Genomic DNA, 16,531 nt, shown 5'->3' with positions numbered 1-16,531 from the left:
GGAAGGCCGCCGACCGCAGCGCGACCAGCCGCGCGTCGCCCGGCAGCTCGAGGTACGCGGAGCGCGCCTCGGCGGCCAGCCGCCGGGCCGGCCGCTCGGTCGCGGCGGGGAGCAGGTGCCCGGTCAGGGCGCGGGTCTCGACCGCCGTCGCGTCGATCCACGGCCCGGCCACGGGCTCGCCGTCCTCCCCCGCATACACCCCACGGACGCGCAGCACGTGGTCGACGTGCCGCGGCTCGGGCGCGAACAGCGACCAGCCCTGGTCGAAGACCGGCGTCATCCAGGTGGCCAGCGCGCGACGGGCGACGGAGGTGACGGGCTGGTCGGACAGCGGCTCGTCGTCGGGCTGTCCGGTGAGCCGGCCGGGCGCCGTCCAGAGCAGGGTCGCGACGAGGTGCGTGGCCAGCACCGCCCAGACCGCGAGCACGGCCACCCGCCGCCGCGGTGAGACGGGCGCCACGGCGTCCGGCCCCTCGCGCGCAGTGCTCACCGCGCACAGGGTGCCAGACGCCGGGGCGCCCGATCCACCCGGTCAGCCCTTGACGCAGAGCACCGTCCGCAGCCGGGCCACGACCTCCACGAGGTCGGACTGCGCGGCGATCACGGCGTCGAGGTCCTTGTAGGCCCCGGGGATCTCGTCCAGCACCCCCTGGTCCTTGCGGCACTCGACGCCCTGGGTCTGGGCGGCGAGGTCCTCGACCGTGAACTCCTTCCTGGCCCGCGAGCGGGACATCCGCCGGCCCGCGCCGTGCGACGCGGACCAGTACGACTCCGGGTTGCCGAGGCCGCGCACCACGTACGAGCCCGTGCCCATGGAGCCGGGGACGAGGCCGAGGTCACCCTTGCCTGCCCGGATCGCACCCTTGCGGGTGACGATCAGCTCCGCGCCGTCGACCTGCTCGCGCGCCACGTAGTTGTGGTGCACGTTCACGCCCTCGTCGAAGGTGATCTCCCGGTCGCCGAACTCGTCCCGGACCGCCTGCACCGCGAGCGCCATCATGACGGCGCGGGACCGGGCCGCGTACTCCTGGGCCCACCAGAGGTCGTTGAGGTACGCGTCCATCTGGGGCGTGCCGGCGAGGAACACCGCGAGGTCGCGGTCGACGAGGCCCTTGTTGTGCTCGAGATCCTTGGCGATGCGGACGTGGTGCTCGGCGAGCTCCTTGCCGATGTTGCGGGACCCGGAGTGGAGCTGGAGCCAGACCTGGTCGGACGAGTCCAGGCAGACCTCGACGAAGTGGTTGCCGCCGCCGAGCGAGCCGAGCTGCTTGCGCGCCCGGGTCTCCAGCTGCCGCACCTGGGGGTGGAGCGTCTCGAACCTGTCCCAGAACGCCTTCTCGCCGCGCAGCCGCTCCCGGCCGCCCGACCCCTCGACCGGGCGCAGGCGCCGCAGGTCGACGGGCTCGTCGTGCGCATGGAACCCGACGGGGATCGCGGCCTCGAGGCGCGAGCGCAGCCGCGACAGGTCGTCGGGCAGGTCGCTCGCGGTGAGCGAGGTGCGCACGCCGATCATGCCGCAGCCGATGTCGACACCGACGGCGTTCGGCGACACGGCGTCGCGCATCGCGATGACCGAGCCGACGGTCGCGCCCTTGCCGAGGTGGACGTCGGGCATGACACGCACGCCCTCCACCCACGGCAGGGCCGAGATGTTCCGCAGCTGGTTCAGCGCGGCGGGCTCGACGTCGTGCTCGTGCGCCCACATGAGGGTCCGGGCCCGGGCACCCGAGAGGGCGACCGGGTAGGTCGAGGACATGGGAGTACTCCTGGTTCGGGGGAAAGGTGGTCAGCCCTCCGGAGAGGGCTCGCAGAACCTACGGGCCGACGACGGCGGCGCGCCACGGATTTCCTGCCCGCCGCGGCCCCGTCACGCGCCGGGATCCGCCTGCGCACGCAGTAAGATCCTCCAGCGGCGCGCTGCCGTGGGCCCCGTTAGCTCAGCTGGTCAGAGCAGGAGACTCATAATCTCTCGGTCGCGGGTTCAAGTCCTGCACGGGGCACACGAGAGGCCCGGAACCCGCTGGGTTCCGGGCCTCCGCGCCGTCACGGGGCCGTCGAGCCGGCGCGGGCGAGCACGGACTCCCAGTGCCACGGCTCCGGCACGCGCCCGTCGGGCTCGGCGAAGTCGGGGTGGGTCCAGCCGTGCTGCTCGGCGTTCTGCTTGAGCCAGGTGTACTGCGGGGTGTCGAACGTCTGGACGCCTCCGCCGATGTCGACGGCGAGGCCGAGCCCGTGGTTGGAGCAGCCGGGCGCCGCCGCGATGGGCGACGACGGGTCGTACAGCTCGGCCTGCTCGTCGATGGTGCGGTAGGCGGAGTTGATGGTGAGGTGGACGCCGAAGTGCGCGTGGTAGGCCTCGTCGAGCGCGACGAAGCTGTCGAGCACGTCGGCGCGGATGCGGTAGCCGGGGTCCCACGGGATGGGCGCGAGGTCCTCCTCGGGCACCTTGCCGCTGTCGGGGTGCCAGGTCTGGTCGTCCTCGGGGCAGGTGACGGCGTCCTGCGCCTCGGCGAGGGTGTCGGTCGCCAGCGTGATGACGGAACGGTTCGTGGCCAGGTCGTAGGCGGCCTTCTCGAGCTGGGCGAGGTCGGATCCGGCGAGCCCGGCCTCCGCGGCCTCGGTGGCGGCCGCCGTCGTGGTGAGTGCCTCCTGGACCTGGGCCCTGACGCCGTCCTCGACGCCGAGGCCCTCGGTCGCCTCGTAGTACTTCCGGGCGGTCGCCTCGGCCGAGTCCAGCCCGGCGCGGGCCTGGGCGACCTGGTCGCGCGCGTACCCGACCATCGAGGCGTGGACGCTCTCGGACGCCGCCGCCAGCGCGTCGGAGGTCTCGGACGTGCCGGTCGTCACGCGGGTCAGGAGCGGTTCGTCGAGCAGGGCGTCGGTGGCCTCGATCTGGGCGGAGAGCGCGGCGCGGGTGGCGTCGTCGTCGACCTTGCCCTCGGACGCGGCGAGCAGCCGGCGCGCCGCGGCGGCGCTGTCGGCGAGGTCGGCCTGGGTGGCCAGCACGTACCAGGCGCCGCCTCCCCCGCCGAGCGTGAGCAGCGTGATGACCAGGGTGACGACCACGGCCCGCGCGACCCGGCGTCGGCGGGCCTTGGCCTCGCGCCGTTCCCGGGCCGTCCCGCCCTTCCCCGGGGTCGAGGCTTCGGCGGCGGGCATGGTCTCGGTCGAGGTCACATGGCCAGAACCTACGGCACCCGGAGGGGCGACGCCGACCCCGGAGCGGGTGAACTGTGCCCCGCCGCGCCCGCCCGCTACCGTGGGCGTATGGGTTTCTTCACACGCCGGCCGACGGCGGCGGTGCGGCACGCGCTACACGCCCACCGCACGGACTCGGTGCTGGCCCAGGCGCCGCTGGTCACCTCGTCGGGCGAGGCGTGGGTGGTCGCGACACGCGCCGAGCTGCTCCTGGTCTCGGCGCCCGGAGCCCCGGACACCGACGGCAGCGCGGTCGACGTGGTGCGCCGCGAGTGGGCCGAGGTGGACCGGGCGACGTACGACACCGAGTCCAACGTGATCCGGGTGCACTGGGTCGACGGCGGCGAGCCGACACCGCTCCCGCTCGACGGCCGGCGGTCCGTGCTGCCGCAGGTGCTGCGGGAGCGGGTGCAGTGGTCGGTGGTGCTCGCCGAGCCCGTGCGCCTGCCGGGTGGCGGGTCGGCGCGCGTCGCCGTGCGGCGGCGGGTGGACGGCGCGCTGTTCTCCCAGGTGATCGGACGCGGCGAGGTCGACCTCAGCGACCCGCGGGTCGCGGGGGCGATCGACGAGGCCGAGGCGCGGGTCCGGAACGCGGCGGGGTTGCCGGCCTGAGCGAGGTGTGACGGAGGTCCTCGGCCGTGTGTCAGGACAACCCTCCAGAACCTGTTAGAGTTTTCCCGGTCGCCCACCCGGTGCACGGGACGGGGCGAACGCGATCCCGCGTAGCTCAGCTGGCAGAGCATCCGACTGTTAATCGGACGGTCGTTGGTTCAAGTCCAACCGCGGGAGCCCACAAGGCCCGGAATCCCCAGGATTCCGGGCCTTTTTCGTCCCTGACGTCGGCACCCTGCACCCGGGCCCGCGGTGTCTTCGGGCGGAGGCACCAGCCACAAAGGACCGGTGACAGCGCCCCACGTCACACTTGCCCCTGACGCCGGCGTGAGGTTCTAGCGTCGCAGGCATGGAGATCACCCAGCAGGTAGCTTTCGTCACCGGTGCCGGCCGCGGCCTCGGCAAGCACTTCGTCGCCGAGCTGCAGCGCCGTGGCGTCACGAAGATCTACGCGGCCGTCCGCAACCCCGAGTCGATCGATGTGCCGGGCGTCGTGCCGGTACGGCTGGACGTGACCGACGACGCGACGGTCACCGCCGCCGCCGAGCTCGCCCAGGACGTCACGCTCCTCGTCAACAACGCCGGTGTGTCCGCCCTGGCGCCGTTCGTGAAGGGCGACATCGACGCCATCCGGCACGAGATGGACGTCAACTTCTGGGGCGTGCTGCGCACGGTGCGCGCGTTCGCACCGGTGCTCGGCGCCAACGGCGGGGGCGCGATCCTCAACGTGCTGTCGCAGATGGCGTTCCGCGTGTTCGGCATCGCCGACAGCTACTCCGCGTCGAAGGCGGCGGCGTGGCAGCTCACCAACGGCGTCCGGCTCGAGCTGGCCGGGCAGGGCACGCAGCTCACGGCCCTGCTCATGGCGCTGGTCGACACCGACATGTCGGCGTGGGCCAAGCCCGAGGACGGCTGGGACCTCGCCCGCCCGGAGGACGTCGTCGGCGCGGCGCTCGACGGCGTCGAGGCCGGCGTCGCCGAGGTGTACGGCGACGAGATGACCCGCGCCTGGCGCGCCCGCCTGGGCGAGCCCATCGAGTCCCTGTACCCGGAGGCGTTCGCCCACCGCGCCTGACGGGCGCCGGGTCTCAGCCGCCCCACACCTCCCCCGCCCGCGCCGCCAGGGCCGCGATGCGGTCCAGGCGGTCGCGGGCGCCCAGCGACTGGACCGTCCGCACCACCTCGTCCACCACCCAGTCGGCGGCCCCGGGGTCGCCCACCGTGGCGACCCGGCGGAACCCCGCGAGCAGCGGGTCGCCCGGCAGCAGCGGCTCGGTCGCCGGCGGCCCCTGCCCCACCAGCGCGGGGTACACGACGTCGGGTACGTGCGGCTCGAGCAGCGCGTAGGCGTCACCGGCGCGGCCGAGACGCTGGATCACCTCGAGCTCCTGCACGACGCCGGCGGACTTCTGGGACGTCCACATCACGATCACGTCCGCCACGGCGACCAGCTCGGCGACCCGGTCGAGCCACGAGTCGTTCGCGAGATACAGGGGCCACCGCAGGGTCGGCCGACCGAAGTCCGTGCCGACGGCGTCCAGCTCCAGCTCGCCGGCCGCGGCGTTGGACACGCTCACGACGTCCACCGCGGAGCCCAGCCGGTCGACGAGCGGGCCGCCCCGCGTCACCGCGATCCGCCGCACGAACTCCTGCCCGCCCGGCGCGTCCGAGATCAGCACCTCCCCGAGGTGCGACGTCTCGACCATCTCGAAGCTCCGCAGCAGCAGCACCACCGGCAGCCCCGTGACGAGCGACCGGCTGAGCATCCGCACGGTCCGGCGGTGTGCCGCGCGCGCCGTCTCCGCGTACCGTGCCGGGTTGTTCCGGGCGAACGTCCGCAGCCGCCCCTCGCGCAGGTCGCGGCGCCGCTGGGCCTTGAGGTAGGAGAGGTCGAGCTCGGGTGCGGGGTAGCCCGCGCACCAGTCGAGCACCGGCACGGCGTGCCGGGCGACGGCGACCAGCTCGTCCACGTCCGGGACCTGCACGTCCCGGGCCGCCCCGTCCGCGAGAGCGCCGACGTCGGCCCGGGCGCCGGCGTCGTCCGCGAGCTCGATCCGCACGAGGGCGCGGCTGAGCCGTGCGCTGTGCACCTGGGCGCGCACCACCGGCTCGGTGCTGCCCTCCCACGCGGCGACGACCCGGCTCAGGACGCGCTCCACCTCGCGCGCCCGCACCGAGTGGTTCTCCCGGTCGGTCGTCGCCTGGTGCAGGCCCGCGAGCACGAGCAGCGCCTGCGAGGCGGCGAGCGCCGGTGCGCCGTCGGCCCGGTCGGGCGCGGCGTCGGCGACCCACTCGAGGAGCGCGGCGGCGCGGTCGAACAGGGCGGGGCTCGCCGCGGCGACCTGGCAGGCGTCGGCGCAGGCCCAGACGGTGCGGATCCCCAGGTCGCCGCCGCGGGACACGTGCTCGCGGGCGACCCACTCGGTGACGGTGAGGGCGTCGGCGAACCGTCCGGCGGACTCGCACACGTCGACCAGCGCCATCGCGGACGCCGCGTGCGCGTGCCGCCGTTCGTCCGCGGGGCCGCCGAGGCGTTCCAGCTCGGCGGGGATGTACTCCATGAGGTGGTGCCGGAACTGCCGGTCGCCCTCCTCGGCGCCCGAGGCGCCCCTCAGCTCGTCCCAGCTCGCCAGCAGCTGCCGCCCGTTCGCCTCGGCCTGGTCCATCCCGCGAGGCTACCGACGCGGGCCGGGCCGCGACAGGCCTTCTACCAGCGGCGGAGCACGGTGCCCTGGGGGCCGGCGACAAGCCGCAGGTAGCGGTCACGAGTCACCGGGCGACTCTCTCACACCCTGGGTACGGTCGAGATCACCCGTTCTGCGCACCACTGACGTAATCGGATAGATGCTTCCCATGCTTAAATGTAGCCAGGCTAGCGATTTTCTCCGCTAGCCGACCGACCGAGGAGGACACGTGGCGACCGAGAGGGCCGTCCTGCTGGACGAGCACCGCAATCCCATCGGGGCGGAGCCCAAGCACCTCGTGCACTCCGCCCGCACACCGCTGCACCTGGCCTTCTCGTGCCACGTGCTGAACGCGGCAGGCCAGGTGCTCGTCACCCGGCGTGCCCTGGGCAAGCTCACCTGGCCCGGCGTCTGGACCAACTCGTTCTGCGGGCACCCGCAGCCGGATGAGCCCGTCGAGGAGGCGATCGACCGGCGCGGCCGGGACGAGCTCGGCCTCACTGTCCGCGAGGTGCGCGTCGCACTGCCGGACTTCCGGTACCGCGCCACCGACGCCTCGGGGATCGTCGAGAACGAGGTGTGCCCCGTCTACCTCGCGGTCACCGACGAGGAGCCCCGCCCGAACCCCGACGAGGTCATGGACCTGCGCTGGGTCGACCCCGCCGCCCTCGGCACGGCGCTGCGCGCCACGCCCTGGGCCTTCTCCCCCTGGTTCGTCGAGCAGGCCCCGCAGCTGGAGCTGTACACCCCGGAGGTGGTCCGATGACCGAGCTCGTCGCGCGCGACGCCGTCGACGCCGTCGATGCCGTCCTCACCGAGCTCTTCGAGGACCGCATCGCCCGCGCGTCGCGGTACGCCGACCACTACGCGCTGCTGTGGCAGCGCCTCGCCCGCTCGATCGAGGGGGGCAAGCGGCTGCGGCCGCGCCTGGTGCTCGACACCCACCGTGCGTTCGGTGACCCGCACCCGCGGGACGCGACGCTGGCCGCCGCCGCGTTCGAGCTGCTGCACAACGCCCTGCTGCTGCACGACGACGTCATCGACCGCGACGTGAGCCGCCGCGGCCGGCCGAACCTGAGCGGCGAGTTCGCCGCCGACGCCCGGGCCGCGGGCCTGCCGCAGCGTGCCGCGACGGCGTGGGGCGAGTCGTCCGGCGTCCTCGCGGGCGACCTGCTGCTCAGCGCCACCTCGACCGTGCTGGCCCGCGTCGCCTCGCCCGCGCGCGCCGCGCTGACCGACCTCGTCGACGAGTGCCTTTTCCGCGCCGCCGCCGGCGAGCACGCCGACGTCGCGTTCGGGCTGGGCACCGCACCCGCCTCCCCCGAGCGCCTGCTGCGGATGATGGAGGACAAGACCGGCGGCTACTCGTTCGCCGCCCCCTTGCGCGCCGGCGCCCTGCTCGCGGGCGCGGGACCCGACATCGACGCCGACCTCGAGCAGGTCGGCACCTCCCTCGGGGTGCTGTACCAGCTCCGGGACGACCTGCTCGGCGTGTTCGGCGACCCGGCCCGCACGGGCAAGTCGGTCACGGGCGACCTCCGCGAGGGCAAGCGCACCCTGCTCGTCGCCTTCGCCGAGGGGCACCCCGAGTGGACCGCCGTGCGGCACCTCTGGGGCGCGCCCGACCTCACCGACGACGACGCCGCGACGCTGCGGACCGCGCTCGAGGCCAGCGGCGCCCGCGAGGCGACCGAGCAGCTCGTCGCGTCCCGGCTGCTCGAGATCGCGGACCTGGTCGGCCGGACGGCGCTGCCGACGCCGCTGCGGCACCACGTCATCACCCTCGCCCACCGCCTCGCGGAGCGTGACTCATGAGACCGTCGACCTCCCTGGCCCTGTACTCCCGCACCGCCCACGCGGCGGCGTCGCACGTGCTGGGCGCGTACTCGACGTCGTTCAGCATGGCCACGCGCCTGCTGCCGCCCGACCAGCGCTCCATGATCGAGGACGTCTACGCCCTGGTGCGGGTCGCCGACGAGATCGTCGACGGCCCCGCGCACGAGGCCGGGCTCGCCGCGGACGGCTGCCGCGCCACGCTCGACGCCCTCGAAGCCGAGACGTGCGCGGCCCTGCACAGCGGGTTCAGCGCGAACGTCGTGGTCCACGCGTTCGCCGACACGGCCCGCGCCGTCGGCATCGACGAGCCGCTCGTGCACCCCTTCTTCGCCTCGATGCGCCGCGACCTCGAGCCCCTGACCGGTCTCAGCGACGCCGAGTACCGCACGTACGTGCACGGCTCGGCCGAGGTGGTCGGGCTCATGTGCCTGTGCGTGTTCCTGCACGGCACGTCGGTGACGCCCGAGGTCCGCGAGCGCCTCGAGCACGGGGCGTGCCGGCTGGGGGCGGCGTTCCAGAAGATCAACTTCCTGCGCGACCTGGGCGACGACGAGAGCCGCCTGGGCCGGGCGTACTTCCCCGGGAACGGCGCGTTCGACGAGGCGCGCAAGGCGCAGGTCGTGGCGGAGATCGACGCGGACCTGGCGGCCGCGCGCGCGGTGCTGCCGCTGCTGCCCGCGGGGCCGCGGCGGGCGACGGCGCTGGCGGCGGGCCTGTTCGGGGCGCTGAACGAGCGGCTGAAGCGCACGCCGTGCGCGGGCCTGCGCGCGCAGCGGGTGTCGGTGCCCGCCGCGGTGAAGCTGCGGATCGTCGCCACGACGCTGGCGGGCGGTGCGCGCGCATGACGCCGGTGGTGGGGCGCGACGTCGTCGTGGTGGGCGGCGGGATCTCGGGCCTGGCGACGGCCGCGCTGCTGGCGCGGGAGGGCGCGTCGGTGACGCTGCTGGAGGCGCGCGACGAGCTGGGCGGGCGCGCGGGCCGGTGGGAGCAGGGCGGGTTCCGGTTCGACACGGGGCCGTCGTGGTACCTCATGCCGGAGGTGTTCGACCACTTCTTCCGTCTGCTGGGCACGTCGGCGGACGAGGAGCTGGACCTGGTGCGGCTGGACCCGTCGTACCGGGTGTTCTTCGAGGGCGACGCCGAGCCGTTCGACCTGCCGGCCGAGGGGGCGCGCGAGGCGCTGCTGGGCCTCGACCCGTCGGCGGCCGACCGGCTGGGCGCGTACCTGGACTCGGCGGGCGACACCTACCGGATCGCGACGGAGCGGTTCCTGTACGGGACGTTCGCGTCGCTGCGGCCGCTGCTGGACGCGGACCTGCTGCGGCGGGCGCCGCGGCTGGCGCGGCTGCTCACGGAGCCGCTGGACCACTTCATCCGGCGGCACTCGGCGGACGAGCGGGTGCGCCGGGTGCTGGGCTACCCCGCGGTGTTCCTCGGCACGTCGCCGACGGCGGCGCCGAGCATGTACCACCTGATGAGCCACCTGGACGTGACACAGGGCGTGCTGTACCCGAAGGGCGGGTTCGCCGCCGTCGTCGACGCGGTGGCGCGGCTGGCGGAGCGGGAGGGCGCGAAGCTGCTGACCGGGCGGCGGGTGCGGCGCATCACGGTGTCGGACGGGCACGCGTCGGGCGTCGTGGTGGACGACGGGACGGGTGGCACGTACCACCTGGCCGCCGACGTCGTGGTGTCGAGCGCGGACCTGCACGTCACGGAGCAACGGCTGCTCGACCCGCGGCACCGCAGCAGGAGCCGGCGCTGGTGGGCGCGGCGCGACCCGGGTCCCGGGGCGGTGCTCGCGCTGCTCGGCGTGCGCGGCGAGCTGCCCGCCCTGGCGCACCACACGCTGTTGTTCGCGCGCGACTGGGAGGAGGGGTTCGAGGCCATCTACGGGCGGGACCCCCACGTCCCGTCGCCGGCGTCGCTGTACGTGTGCCGACCGAGCGCGACGGACGACGTCGCGCCACCGGGGCACGAGAACCTGTTCGTGCTGGTGCCCGCGCCCGCCGACACGTCGATCGGCGCGGGCGGCGTCGACGGTGCCGGCGACGTGGGCGTGGAGCGGGTCGTGGACCGGGCCATCGCGCAGATCGCGGACTGGACGGGCACGCCGGACCTCGCCGAGCGGGTCGTGCTGCGGCGCACCGTCGGGCCGGCGGACTTCGAGCGCGACCTCGGGGCCTGGCGCGGCGGCGCGCTCGGACCCGGGCACACGCTGCGGCAGAGCGCGATGTTCCGCGGCCCCAACGCCTCGCCCCGGGTGCGCAATTTGCTGTACGCGGGGGCGACGACGATCCCGGGCATCGGCCTGCCGATGTGCCTGATCAGCGCCGAGCTGGTGCTCAAGCGGCTGCGCGGCGACACGAGCGGCGGCCCCCTGGGCCACGGCGCCCTGCCGCGGCGGACGGAGGGCCGCAAGTGAGCTGGGTCTACCTCGCCGTCCTGCTCGTCTCGGCGGCGTGCGTGCTCGCCGTGGACCGCCGGTTCCGGCTGTTCGTCTGGCACTCGCCCGCGCGGGCTGCCCTCGTGCTCGCGCTCGGCACCGCGTTCTTCCTCGCCTGGGACCTCACGGGCATCGCGCTCGGCGTGTTCCTGCACGGCGCCGGCCCGTACCAGACGGGCGTGCTGCTCGCGCCGGAGCTGCCCCTGGAGGAGCTGGTGTTCCTGCTGTTCCTGTGCGAGCTGACGATGGTGCTGGTGCAGGGCGCCCGGCGGCTCCTCAGGGTGCGGCTCGCGCAGCCGGAGGACGCCCGATGACGTACGTGGTGCTCGCCCTGAGCTTCCTCGCCGCGGCGGCGCTGGTCGCCGTCGGGGCTGCCGTCCGGGCCCGCCGGACGGGCGCCGACACCGTCGGCTGGCGGCCCGTCGTGCTCGCGGCGGTCGCGCTGCTGGTGCTGACGGCCGTGTTCGACAACCTCATGATCGCGAGCGGCCTGTTCGAGTACGCCGGGGCGCACGTCTCGGGCGTGCGCCTCGGGCTGGCCCCGGTCGAGGACTTCTCCTACCCGTTGGCCGGTGTGCTGCTGCTGCCCGCCCTGTGGTCGCTGCTCGGAGGTGACCGTGCTCGCTGACCTCGTCCGGGCCTCGCGCCCGCTGAGCTGGATCAACACCGCCTACCCGTTCGCCGCGGCGTACCTGCTGACGGCCGAGCAGGTGGACGTGGCGCTCGTGGTCGGCACGGTGTTCTTCCTCGTCCCCTACAACCTCGCGCTGTACGGGGTGAACGACGTCTTCGACTACGCGTCGGACCTGGCCAACCCGCGCAAAGGCGGCGTGGAGGGCGCGCTGCTCACGCCGCGGCGGCACCGGCCCGTGCTGGTCGCGTCGGTCGCGACGTGCGTGCCGTTCGTCGTCGCGCTCGTCGTGCTGGGCCCGCCCGTGTCGTGGGCCGTGCTGGCCGTGAGCCTGTTCGCGCTCGTGGCCTACTCCGCACCGCCGTTCCGGTTCAAGGAGGTGCCCGTGCTGGACTCGCTGACGTCCAGCGTGCACTTCGTGAGCCCCGCGGTGTACGGGCTCGCGCTCGCGCAGGCCGCGCCGTCGGCGGACACGTGGGCGGTGCTGGGCGCGTTCCTGCTGTGGGGCATGGCGAGCCACGCCTTCGGCGCGGTGCAGGACGTGGTGCCCGACCGGGCCGCGGGCATCGCCTCGGTCGCGACGGCGCTGGGCGCCGCCCGGACGGTCCGGTTCGCGCTGCTCGCGTGGTGCGCCGCCGGGCTCCTGGTCGCGACGCTCGGCGCCCCGGAGGGCTTCGCGGGCCTGCTCGTGCTGCCGTACCTCGCACTCGCGCTGCCCTACGCCCGGGTGCGGGACGAGGACTCGGCGCGGGCCAACGGCGGCTGGCGGCACTTCCTGTGGGTCAACTACGCGGTCGGTACGGTCGTGACGCTGATCCTCATCCTGCACGCGATGCGCGAGGGGGTCCTCGCATGAGCCGCCTGACCTTCACCGGCGTCGTCGGCCACCCGCGCGACGACGTCTGGGCCTGGCACGAGCGGCCCGGCGCCGTCGAGCGGCTCACACCGCCGTGGCTGCCCGTCCGCGTGCGGCGCGAGGCGCCGTCCCTCGACAACGGCGAGGCCGTCCTCGGCTTCCCCCTCGGGCTGCGCTGGGTCGCCCGGCACACGGGCGCGACGCCGCCCGAGCGGTTCGTCGACGAGCTCGTCTCCGCGCCGCTGCGGTGGGGCGTGCGGTGGCGGCACACGCACGAGCTGCACGACGAGGGCGACCGCACGCGCGTCACCGACACCCTCGACACGAACGTGCCGGAGGCGCTGGTCCGCGAGATGTTCGCCTACCGGCACCGACAGCTCTGCCTCGACCTCGCGACCCAGGCGTCCGCCCGGGCGGCGGGCGACCGGCCGCTCGTGGTCGCGATGACCGGCAGCAGCGGCCTGGTCGGCGGCGCGCTGGCACCCTTCCTCACGACGGCCGGGCACCGCGTGGTGCGCCTCGTGCGCGGCACCCCGCGCGGTCCCGACGAGCGCCGCTGGGACCCGCAGGCGCCCGCCGAGGACCTGCTGCGCGGCGTCGACGCCGTGATCCACCTGGCCGGCGCGTCGATCGCGGGCCGGTTCACCGACGAGCACCGCGCCGCCGTCCGCGACTCCCGCACCGGCCCGACCCGGGCCCTGGCCGAGCTCGCGGGCCGCACGCCCGACGGGCCGCGGGTCTTCGTCAGCGCGTCGGCCATCGGCTTCTACGGACCGCAGCGCGGCGACGAGGAGCTCACCGAGACCAGCCCGCGCGGTGACGGCTTCCTCGCCGACGTCGTCACCGACTGGGAGGACGCCGCCGCCCTCGCCGCCGACGCCGGGCTGCGGGTGGTCACGGTGCGCACCGGCCTGGTGCAGTCCCCGCGCGGCGGGACGCTGCGCCTGTTCCGGCCGCTGTTCGCCGCGGGTCTCGGCGGGCGGCTCGGGTCCGGGCGGGCGTGGCAGTCGTGGATCGGCATCGACGACCTCGTCGACGTGTACCACCGTGCCCTCTACGACCCGACGCTCACGGGCCCGGTCAACGCCGTCGCCCCGCACCCCGTCCGCAACGACGCCTACGCCGCCACGCTCGCCCGCGTGCTGCGCCGCCCCGCCCTCGTCCCGGTGCCGCGCTTCGGCCCGCGGTTGCTGCTCGGCGCCGAGGGAGCGACCGAGGTCGCCGAGGCGAGCCAGCGTGTCTACCCCGCCGCGCTGCTCGCGGCAGGCCACCGGTTCCGGCACCCGATGCTCGAGCCCGCGCTGCGCCACCTGCTCGGCCGGCCGGAACCGGCCTGATCGGCAGGGCTCACCGGTGCGGCTCGAGCGACCGCGCGTCGACCAGCCGGTACGGCGTCACGCGGCCCGACAGCCCGCCCCGGTCGGCCGTGAGCGGCACCGCCACCACGACGACGAGGGCGAGCAGCGACCCGAGCCCCCGCGCCCAGCCGAGCCCTCCGGCGTCGAGCATGTCCGCCGCGTCGCCGAGCACCTGCAGCAGTCCCCACAGCGCGCCGCCGGACAGCCCGCGGCGCAGCCTCGCCGACGCCGTGAGCCGTCCGCCGTCGGCCGCGGTGGGCGCGAGCCACACGACGCGCTGGCCGAGCGACTCCCCCGCCCCCGCGGCCAGCGGCAGGACGAAGACGAGCACCCAGGCCAGGGCGCTCGTGCCCGCCCACAGCAGCCAGGTGTCGGCGGGGACACGCCCGGTGAGGACGTAACCCGCCACGCCCCAGACCGTCGTCAGCACGACGACGGCCACGCCGAGCGCCACGGCGTCCACCAGCATGCCCAGCCAGCGGCGCCACACGGTCACCGGGCGCGGGCGTCCGCGCTCCTGCGCCAGGGCCCGCGCCCTCGGCATCCAGCGCAGCACCCAGGGCGCCACCAGCGCGCCGAGCACGCCGCCGAGCGTGTTGGTCAGCAGGTCGTCGACGTCGGCCAGGCGGTAGGAGCACGGGATGATCCCGAGGATCCCGGTGTACTGCACCGTCTCGACGAGCACCGACGCCGCGAGCGCCGAGAGCGACGTCGCGAGCAGGCCCCAGCCGAGGTAGCGCCGCACGAGCACGCCCCAGGGCACGAACAGGACCACGTTGAGCACACCCTGGAGCACGGAGACGTCGCGGACGGCGGCGGTCAGGGGCACCCCGGCGGTGCGCTCGCGCACGTCGTCGAGGATCTGCAGGGGCCGCAGCTGGGCGCCGGTGTAGCCGTGCTCGGCGCACCAGGCGGCGAGGTCGCCGCTCGGCAGGGGCAGGAGCGTGTAGGCGAGCAGCGCGGTGCCGTAGACGGCGAGGGCGGCGGCGCCGAGCAGGCGCACGAGGTTGACGGCGCCGTAGCGCCGCACCTGGACGACGAGGATCGGGACGAGCAGGGCGAGGAAGAGGCCGCTGCCGAGGAGGATGCCCACGCGGGCGGGCCAGGTCCAGACGTCGGTCACGGGGGTCACGGTACGTACTTGCCGTCCGCGGCGCGAAGGCGTAACTTCGTCCGTACTTTCTTGTCATGACATTTGTCAGGACGTCACGCCGTACGAACGAGAGGTTCGCCATGGACGCCGGGCGCTCACCGAAGTCACTCGTCCCCCTCTACGACGGGATGAACAGGATCCCGGGCGGGCTCATGCTCGTCCCGCTCGTCCTCGGGTCCGTCGTGGGCACGTTCTTCCCGGGCTTCCTCGAGCTCGGGTCGTTCACCACGGCCCTGTTCAAGGACTCCGCCCTGCCGCTCATCGCGGTGCTCATCTTCGCCACGGGCATGCAGATCACGGCCCGCACCTCCGGCCCCGTGCTCGCCACGACCGGCACGCTGCTGCTCACCAAGTCGCTGATCCCCGCGGGCCTCGTCGCGCTCGCCGGCCACCTGTTCGGCATCGAGGGATTCCTGGGCGTCTCGATCCTCGCCCTCATGGCCACCATCGACAACAGCAACGGCGGCCTCTGGCTGGCGTTCACCGGCCGGTACGGCGACGAGCGCGACCGCGGCGCCTACATGGCCTCCGCGCTCAACGACGGCCCGTTCATCTCGATGCTGTTCCTCGGCGCGACCGGCCTGGCGGACATCCCCCTGACGGCCTTCCTCGCCGCGGTCGTGCCGCTCGTGCTCGGGTTCGTCGTCGGCAACCTCGACCCCCGCTGGACCGAGGTCATGCGCCCCGTGCCGAACATCGTGATCCCGTTCTTCGCCTTCGCGCTCGGCACGGGCATCGACCTGCGCGACGTCGTGACCGGCGGCGCCAGCGGCATCCTCGTCGGCGTGATCGCCGTGCTGCTCACCGCGGCGCTGACCTGGTCCGGCTACCGGTTCATCCTGCGCCGCGGCGCGCGGTCGGGCATCGCGATCGCGTCGGCGACCACCGCGGGCAACGCCGTCGCCACGCCCGCCATCATCGCGGGCGTCGACCCCGCCTTCGAGCCGTTCGTCGCCGTCGCGACCGCGCAGGTCGCCTCCGCCGTGCTCGTCAGCGCGATCCTCGCCCCGCTGCTGGCCACGTTCGTGCTGCGCCGCCAGGGCGGCCTGGACCCCGAGCCCGCCGACGACGACGCGCCCCGGCCGGTCGCCGCCGACGAGGGACGGGGCGCCGCGTGACCCGCGACGCCGTCGCCGTCGTCGCCGACGACCTCACGGGGGCGGGCGACTGCGTCGTGCAGTTCGCGCGCGCCGGGTGGCCCGGCCACCTCGTGCTCGGTACCGAGCAGCCCGACCCCGAGCTGCCCGACCCCGAGCTGCCCGACCGCGAGCAGCCCGACCCCGACGGCGCTGCGCTGGCCGTCGTCACCGACGCCCGCCCCCTGGCCGACGACGACGCCGCGCGGGCCACCGCCGGCGCGGTCGGGGCGCTGGCCGACGCGGGGGCCGCTCGGCTCTACGTCAAGATCGACTCCACGATGCGCGGCAGCGTGGCCGGCCAGGTCGCCGGGGCGCTGTCCGCGTGGCGCACGCGGCAGCCGGGGGCGTTCGCCGTCGTCTGTCCGAGCTACCCGGCCCTGGGGCGGACCGTGCGCGACGGCGTGCTGCTCGTGGACGGGACACCCGTCGCCGACTCCCCCGCGGGCCGCGACCCCGTCACACCCGTGCACCGCAGCGACCTCACCGCGCTGCTTCCGGGGTCGGTGCGGGTCGAGGCCGCCGGCCCGGACGCCGCGGAGCTCGCCGCCCGCCTCGCCGCGGCCGGACGCACCCACGACGCCCTCGTCGTGGACGCCGCCGACGACGCCGCGCTCGACCTGC

At 74.9% G+C, this 16,531-nt stretch carries 17 protein-coding genes and 2 tRNA genes; 14 read left to right on the top strand and 5 right to left on the bottom strand.

Annotated elements, in window-relative coordinates; translation table 11 throughout:
• The coding region (locus tag HLB15_RS24880; protein WP_311979588.1) for a DUF5819 family protein at positions 1-490 on the bottom strand (490 nt) is incomplete at its 3' end.
• A 42-nt stretch (positions 491-532) separates the two neighbouring features.
• Positions 533-1,756, bottom strand: coding sequence for an RtcB family protein (locus HLB15_RS16990; RefSeq protein WP_171106940.1), 1,224 nt, complete (start codon positions 1,754-1,756; stop codon positions 533-535).
• A gap of 170 nt (positions 1,757-1,926) precedes the next feature.
• Between HLB15_RS16990 and HLB15_RS16985 the strand changes: the two genes are divergently transcribed.
• A tRNA-Ile gene (locus HLB15_RS16985) sits at positions 1,927-2,000 on the top strand.
• Between the two features lie 43 nt (positions 2,001-2,043).
• Here the strand turns inward: HLB15_RS16985 and HLB15_RS16980 are convergent.
• The gene (locus HLB15_RS16980; protein WP_171106939.1) at positions 2,044-3,177 is read right to left on the bottom strand and encodes a M15 family metallopeptidase; all 1,134 of its coding nucleotides are present in this window, start codon (positions 3,175-3,177) and stop codon (positions 2,044-2,046) included.
• 90 nt (positions 3,178-3,267) lie between these two features.
• Between HLB15_RS16980 and HLB15_RS16975 the strand changes: the two genes are divergently transcribed.
• The 3 genes from HLB15_RS16975 to HLB15_RS16965 all read left to right on the top strand — a co-directional run bounded on the left by HLB15_RS16975 (position 3,268) and on the right by HLB15_RS16965 (position 4,885).
• Positions 3,268-3,810 (top strand): hypothetical protein, encoded by a 543-nt coding sequence (locus HLB15_RS16975; RefSeq protein WP_171106938.1) that lies wholly within the window; start codon positions 3,268-3,270, stop codon positions 3,808-3,810.
• Positions 3,811-3,914: 104 nt separating this feature from the next.
• Positions 3,915-3,987 (top strand) — tRNA-Asn (locus tag HLB15_RS16970).
• Between the two features lie 172 nt (positions 3,988-4,159).
• A complete protein-coding gene (locus HLB15_RS16965; RefSeq protein WP_171106937.1) occupies positions 4,160-4,885 on the top strand; it encodes an SDR family oxidoreductase in 726 nt (241 codons plus the stop codon).
• 13 nt (positions 4,886-4,898) lie between these two features.
• On the opposite strand, the gene HLB15_RS16960 is transcribed toward HLB15_RS16965, so the two are convergent.
• Positions 4,899-6,476 carry a hypothetical protein gene (locus HLB15_RS16960; protein WP_171106936.1) on the bottom strand — a complete coding sequence of 526 codons (1,578 nt, stop codon included), beginning with the start codon at positions 6,474-6,476 and terminating at the stop codon, positions 4,899-4,901.
• A 247-nt stretch (positions 6,477-6,723) separates the two neighbouring features.
• Between HLB15_RS16960 and idi the strand changes: the two genes are divergently transcribed.
• The 8 genes from idi to HLB15_RS16920 are packed head-to-tail and all read left to right on the top strand — an operon-like array spanning position 6,724 to position 13,597.
• On the top strand, positions 6,724-7,260 hold the full coding sequence (gene idi / locus HLB15_RS16955) for an isopentenyl-diphosphate Delta-isomerase (RefSeq protein WP_171106935.1): 537 nt from the start codon (positions 6,724-6,726) through the stop codon (positions 7,258-7,260).
• Positions 7,257-8,309, top strand: a complete 1,053-nt coding sequence (locus HLB15_RS16950) for a polyprenyl synthetase family protein (protein WP_171106934.1) — start codon at positions 7,257-7,259, stop codon at positions 8,307-8,309. Before idi ends, HLB15_RS16950 begins: the two co-directional genes overlap by 4 nt.
• On the top strand, positions 8,306-9,175 hold the full coding sequence (locus tag HLB15_RS16945; protein WP_171106933.1) for a phytoene/squalene synthase family protein: 870 nt from the start codon (positions 8,306-8,308) through the stop codon (positions 9,173-9,175). The genes HLB15_RS16950 and HLB15_RS16945 overlap by 4 nt, the downstream gene beginning before the upstream one ends.
• Complete coding sequence (crtI, locus tag HLB15_RS16940; RefSeq protein WP_171106932.1) at positions 9,172-10,752, top strand: phytoene desaturase family protein; 1,581 nt, start codon at positions 9,172-9,174, stop codon at positions 10,750-10,752. Before HLB15_RS16945 ends, crtI begins: the two co-directional genes overlap by 4 nt.
• On the top strand, positions 10,749-11,087 hold the full coding sequence (locus HLB15_RS16935; RefSeq protein WP_171106931.1) for a lycopene cyclase domain-containing protein: 339 nt from the start codon (positions 10,749-10,751) through the stop codon (positions 11,085-11,087). Before crtI ends, HLB15_RS16935 begins: the two co-directional genes overlap by 4 nt.
• Entirely contained in the window at positions 11,084-11,401 is a 318-nt protein-coding gene (locus HLB15_RS16930; protein ID WP_171106930.1) for a lycopene cyclase domain-containing protein, read from the top strand. The genes HLB15_RS16935 and HLB15_RS16930 overlap by 4 nt, the downstream gene beginning before the upstream one ends.
• Positions 11,391-12,260: a prenyltransferase gene (locus tag HLB15_RS16925; RefSeq protein WP_229785059.1), complete on the top strand. Its 870-nt coding sequence runs from the start codon at positions 11,391-11,393 to the stop codon at positions 12,258-12,260. The genes HLB15_RS16930 and HLB15_RS16925 overlap by 11 nt, the downstream gene beginning before the upstream one ends.
• Positions 12,257-13,597: a TIGR01777 family oxidoreductase gene (locus HLB15_RS16920; protein WP_171106928.1), complete on the top strand. Its 1,341-nt coding sequence runs from the start codon at positions 12,257-12,259 to the stop codon at positions 13,595-13,597. Before HLB15_RS16925 ends, HLB15_RS16920 begins: the two co-directional genes overlap by 4 nt.
• A 10-nt stretch (positions 13,598-13,607) precedes the next feature.
• On the opposite strand, the gene HLB15_RS16915 is transcribed toward HLB15_RS16920, so the two are convergent.
• Positions 13,608-14,741 (bottom strand): VanZ family protein, encoded by a 1,134-nt coding sequence (locus tag HLB15_RS16915; RefSeq protein ID WP_171106927.1) that lies wholly within the window; start codon positions 14,739-14,741, stop codon positions 13,608-13,610.
• A gap of 158 nt (positions 14,742-14,899) precedes the next feature.
• Between HLB15_RS16915 and HLB15_RS16910 the strand changes: the two genes are divergently transcribed.
• Together HLB15_RS16910 and HLB15_RS16905 are read left to right on the top strand one after the other, a co-directional pair.
• Complete coding sequence (locus HLB15_RS16910) at positions 14,900-15,889, top strand: 2-keto-3-deoxygluconate permease (protein WP_229785058.1); 990 nt, start codon at positions 14,900-14,902, stop codon at positions 15,887-15,889.
• On the top strand, positions 15,886-16,531 hold a 646-nt coding region (locus tag HLB15_RS16905; RefSeq protein ID WP_171106926.1), incomplete at its 3' end, for a four-carbon acid sugar kinase family protein. The genes HLB15_RS16910 and HLB15_RS16905, both read left to right, overlap by 4 nt.

The sequence above is a fragment of the Promicromonospora citrea genome, assembly GCF_013004695.1.
Lineage (GTDB): Bacteria > Actinomycetota > Actinomycetes > Actinomycetales > Cellulomonadaceae > Promicromonospora > Promicromonospora citrea.
The sequence above is the reverse complement of the archived record's forward strand: the minus strand, read 5'-3'. Positions and strand labels throughout refer to the sequence as shown.

Bases quoted from the DNA above. Each gene is read 5' to 3' on its own strand.
- HLB15_RS16975 (WP_171106938.1), top strand. From the start codon at position 3,268: ATGGGTTTCTTCACACGCCGGCCGACGGCGGCGGTGCGGCACGCGCTA.
- HLB15_RS16965 (WP_171106937.1), top strand. From the start codon at position 4,160: ATGGAGATCACCCAGCAGGTAGCTTTCGTCACCGGTGCCGGCCGCGGC.
- HLB15_RS16950 (WP_171106934.1), top strand. From the start codon at position 7,257: ATGACCGAGCTCGTCGCGCGCGACGCCGTCGACGCCGTCGATGCCGTC.
- HLB15_RS16945 (WP_171106933.1), top strand. From the start codon at position 8,306: ATGAGACCGTCGACCTCCCTGGCCCTGTACTCCCGCACCGCCCACGCG.
- HLB15_RS16910 (WP_229785058.1), top strand. From the start codon at position 14,900: ATGAACAGGATCCCGGGCGGGCTCATGCTCGTCCCGCTCGTCCTCGGG.
- HLB15_RS16930 (WP_171106930.1), top strand. From the start codon at position 11,084: ATGACGTACGTGGTGCTCGCCCTGAGCTTCCTCGCCGCGGCGGCGCTG.
- HLB15_RS16920 (WP_171106928.1), top strand. From the start codon at position 12,257: ATGAGCCGCCTGACCTTCACCGGCGTCGTCGGCCACCCGCGCGACGAC.
- HLB15_RS16960 (WP_171106936.1), bottom strand. From the start codon at position 6,476: ATGGACCAGGCCGAGGCGAACGGGCGGCAGCTGCTGGCGAGCTGGGAC.
- HLB15_RS16990 (WP_171106940.1), bottom strand. From the start codon at position 1,756: ATGTCCTCGACCTACCCGGTCGCCCTCTCGGGTGCCCGGGCCCGGACC.
- crtI (WP_171106932.1), top strand. From the start codon at position 9,172: ATGACGCCGGTGGTGGGGCGCGACGTCGTCGTGGTGGGCGGCGGGATC.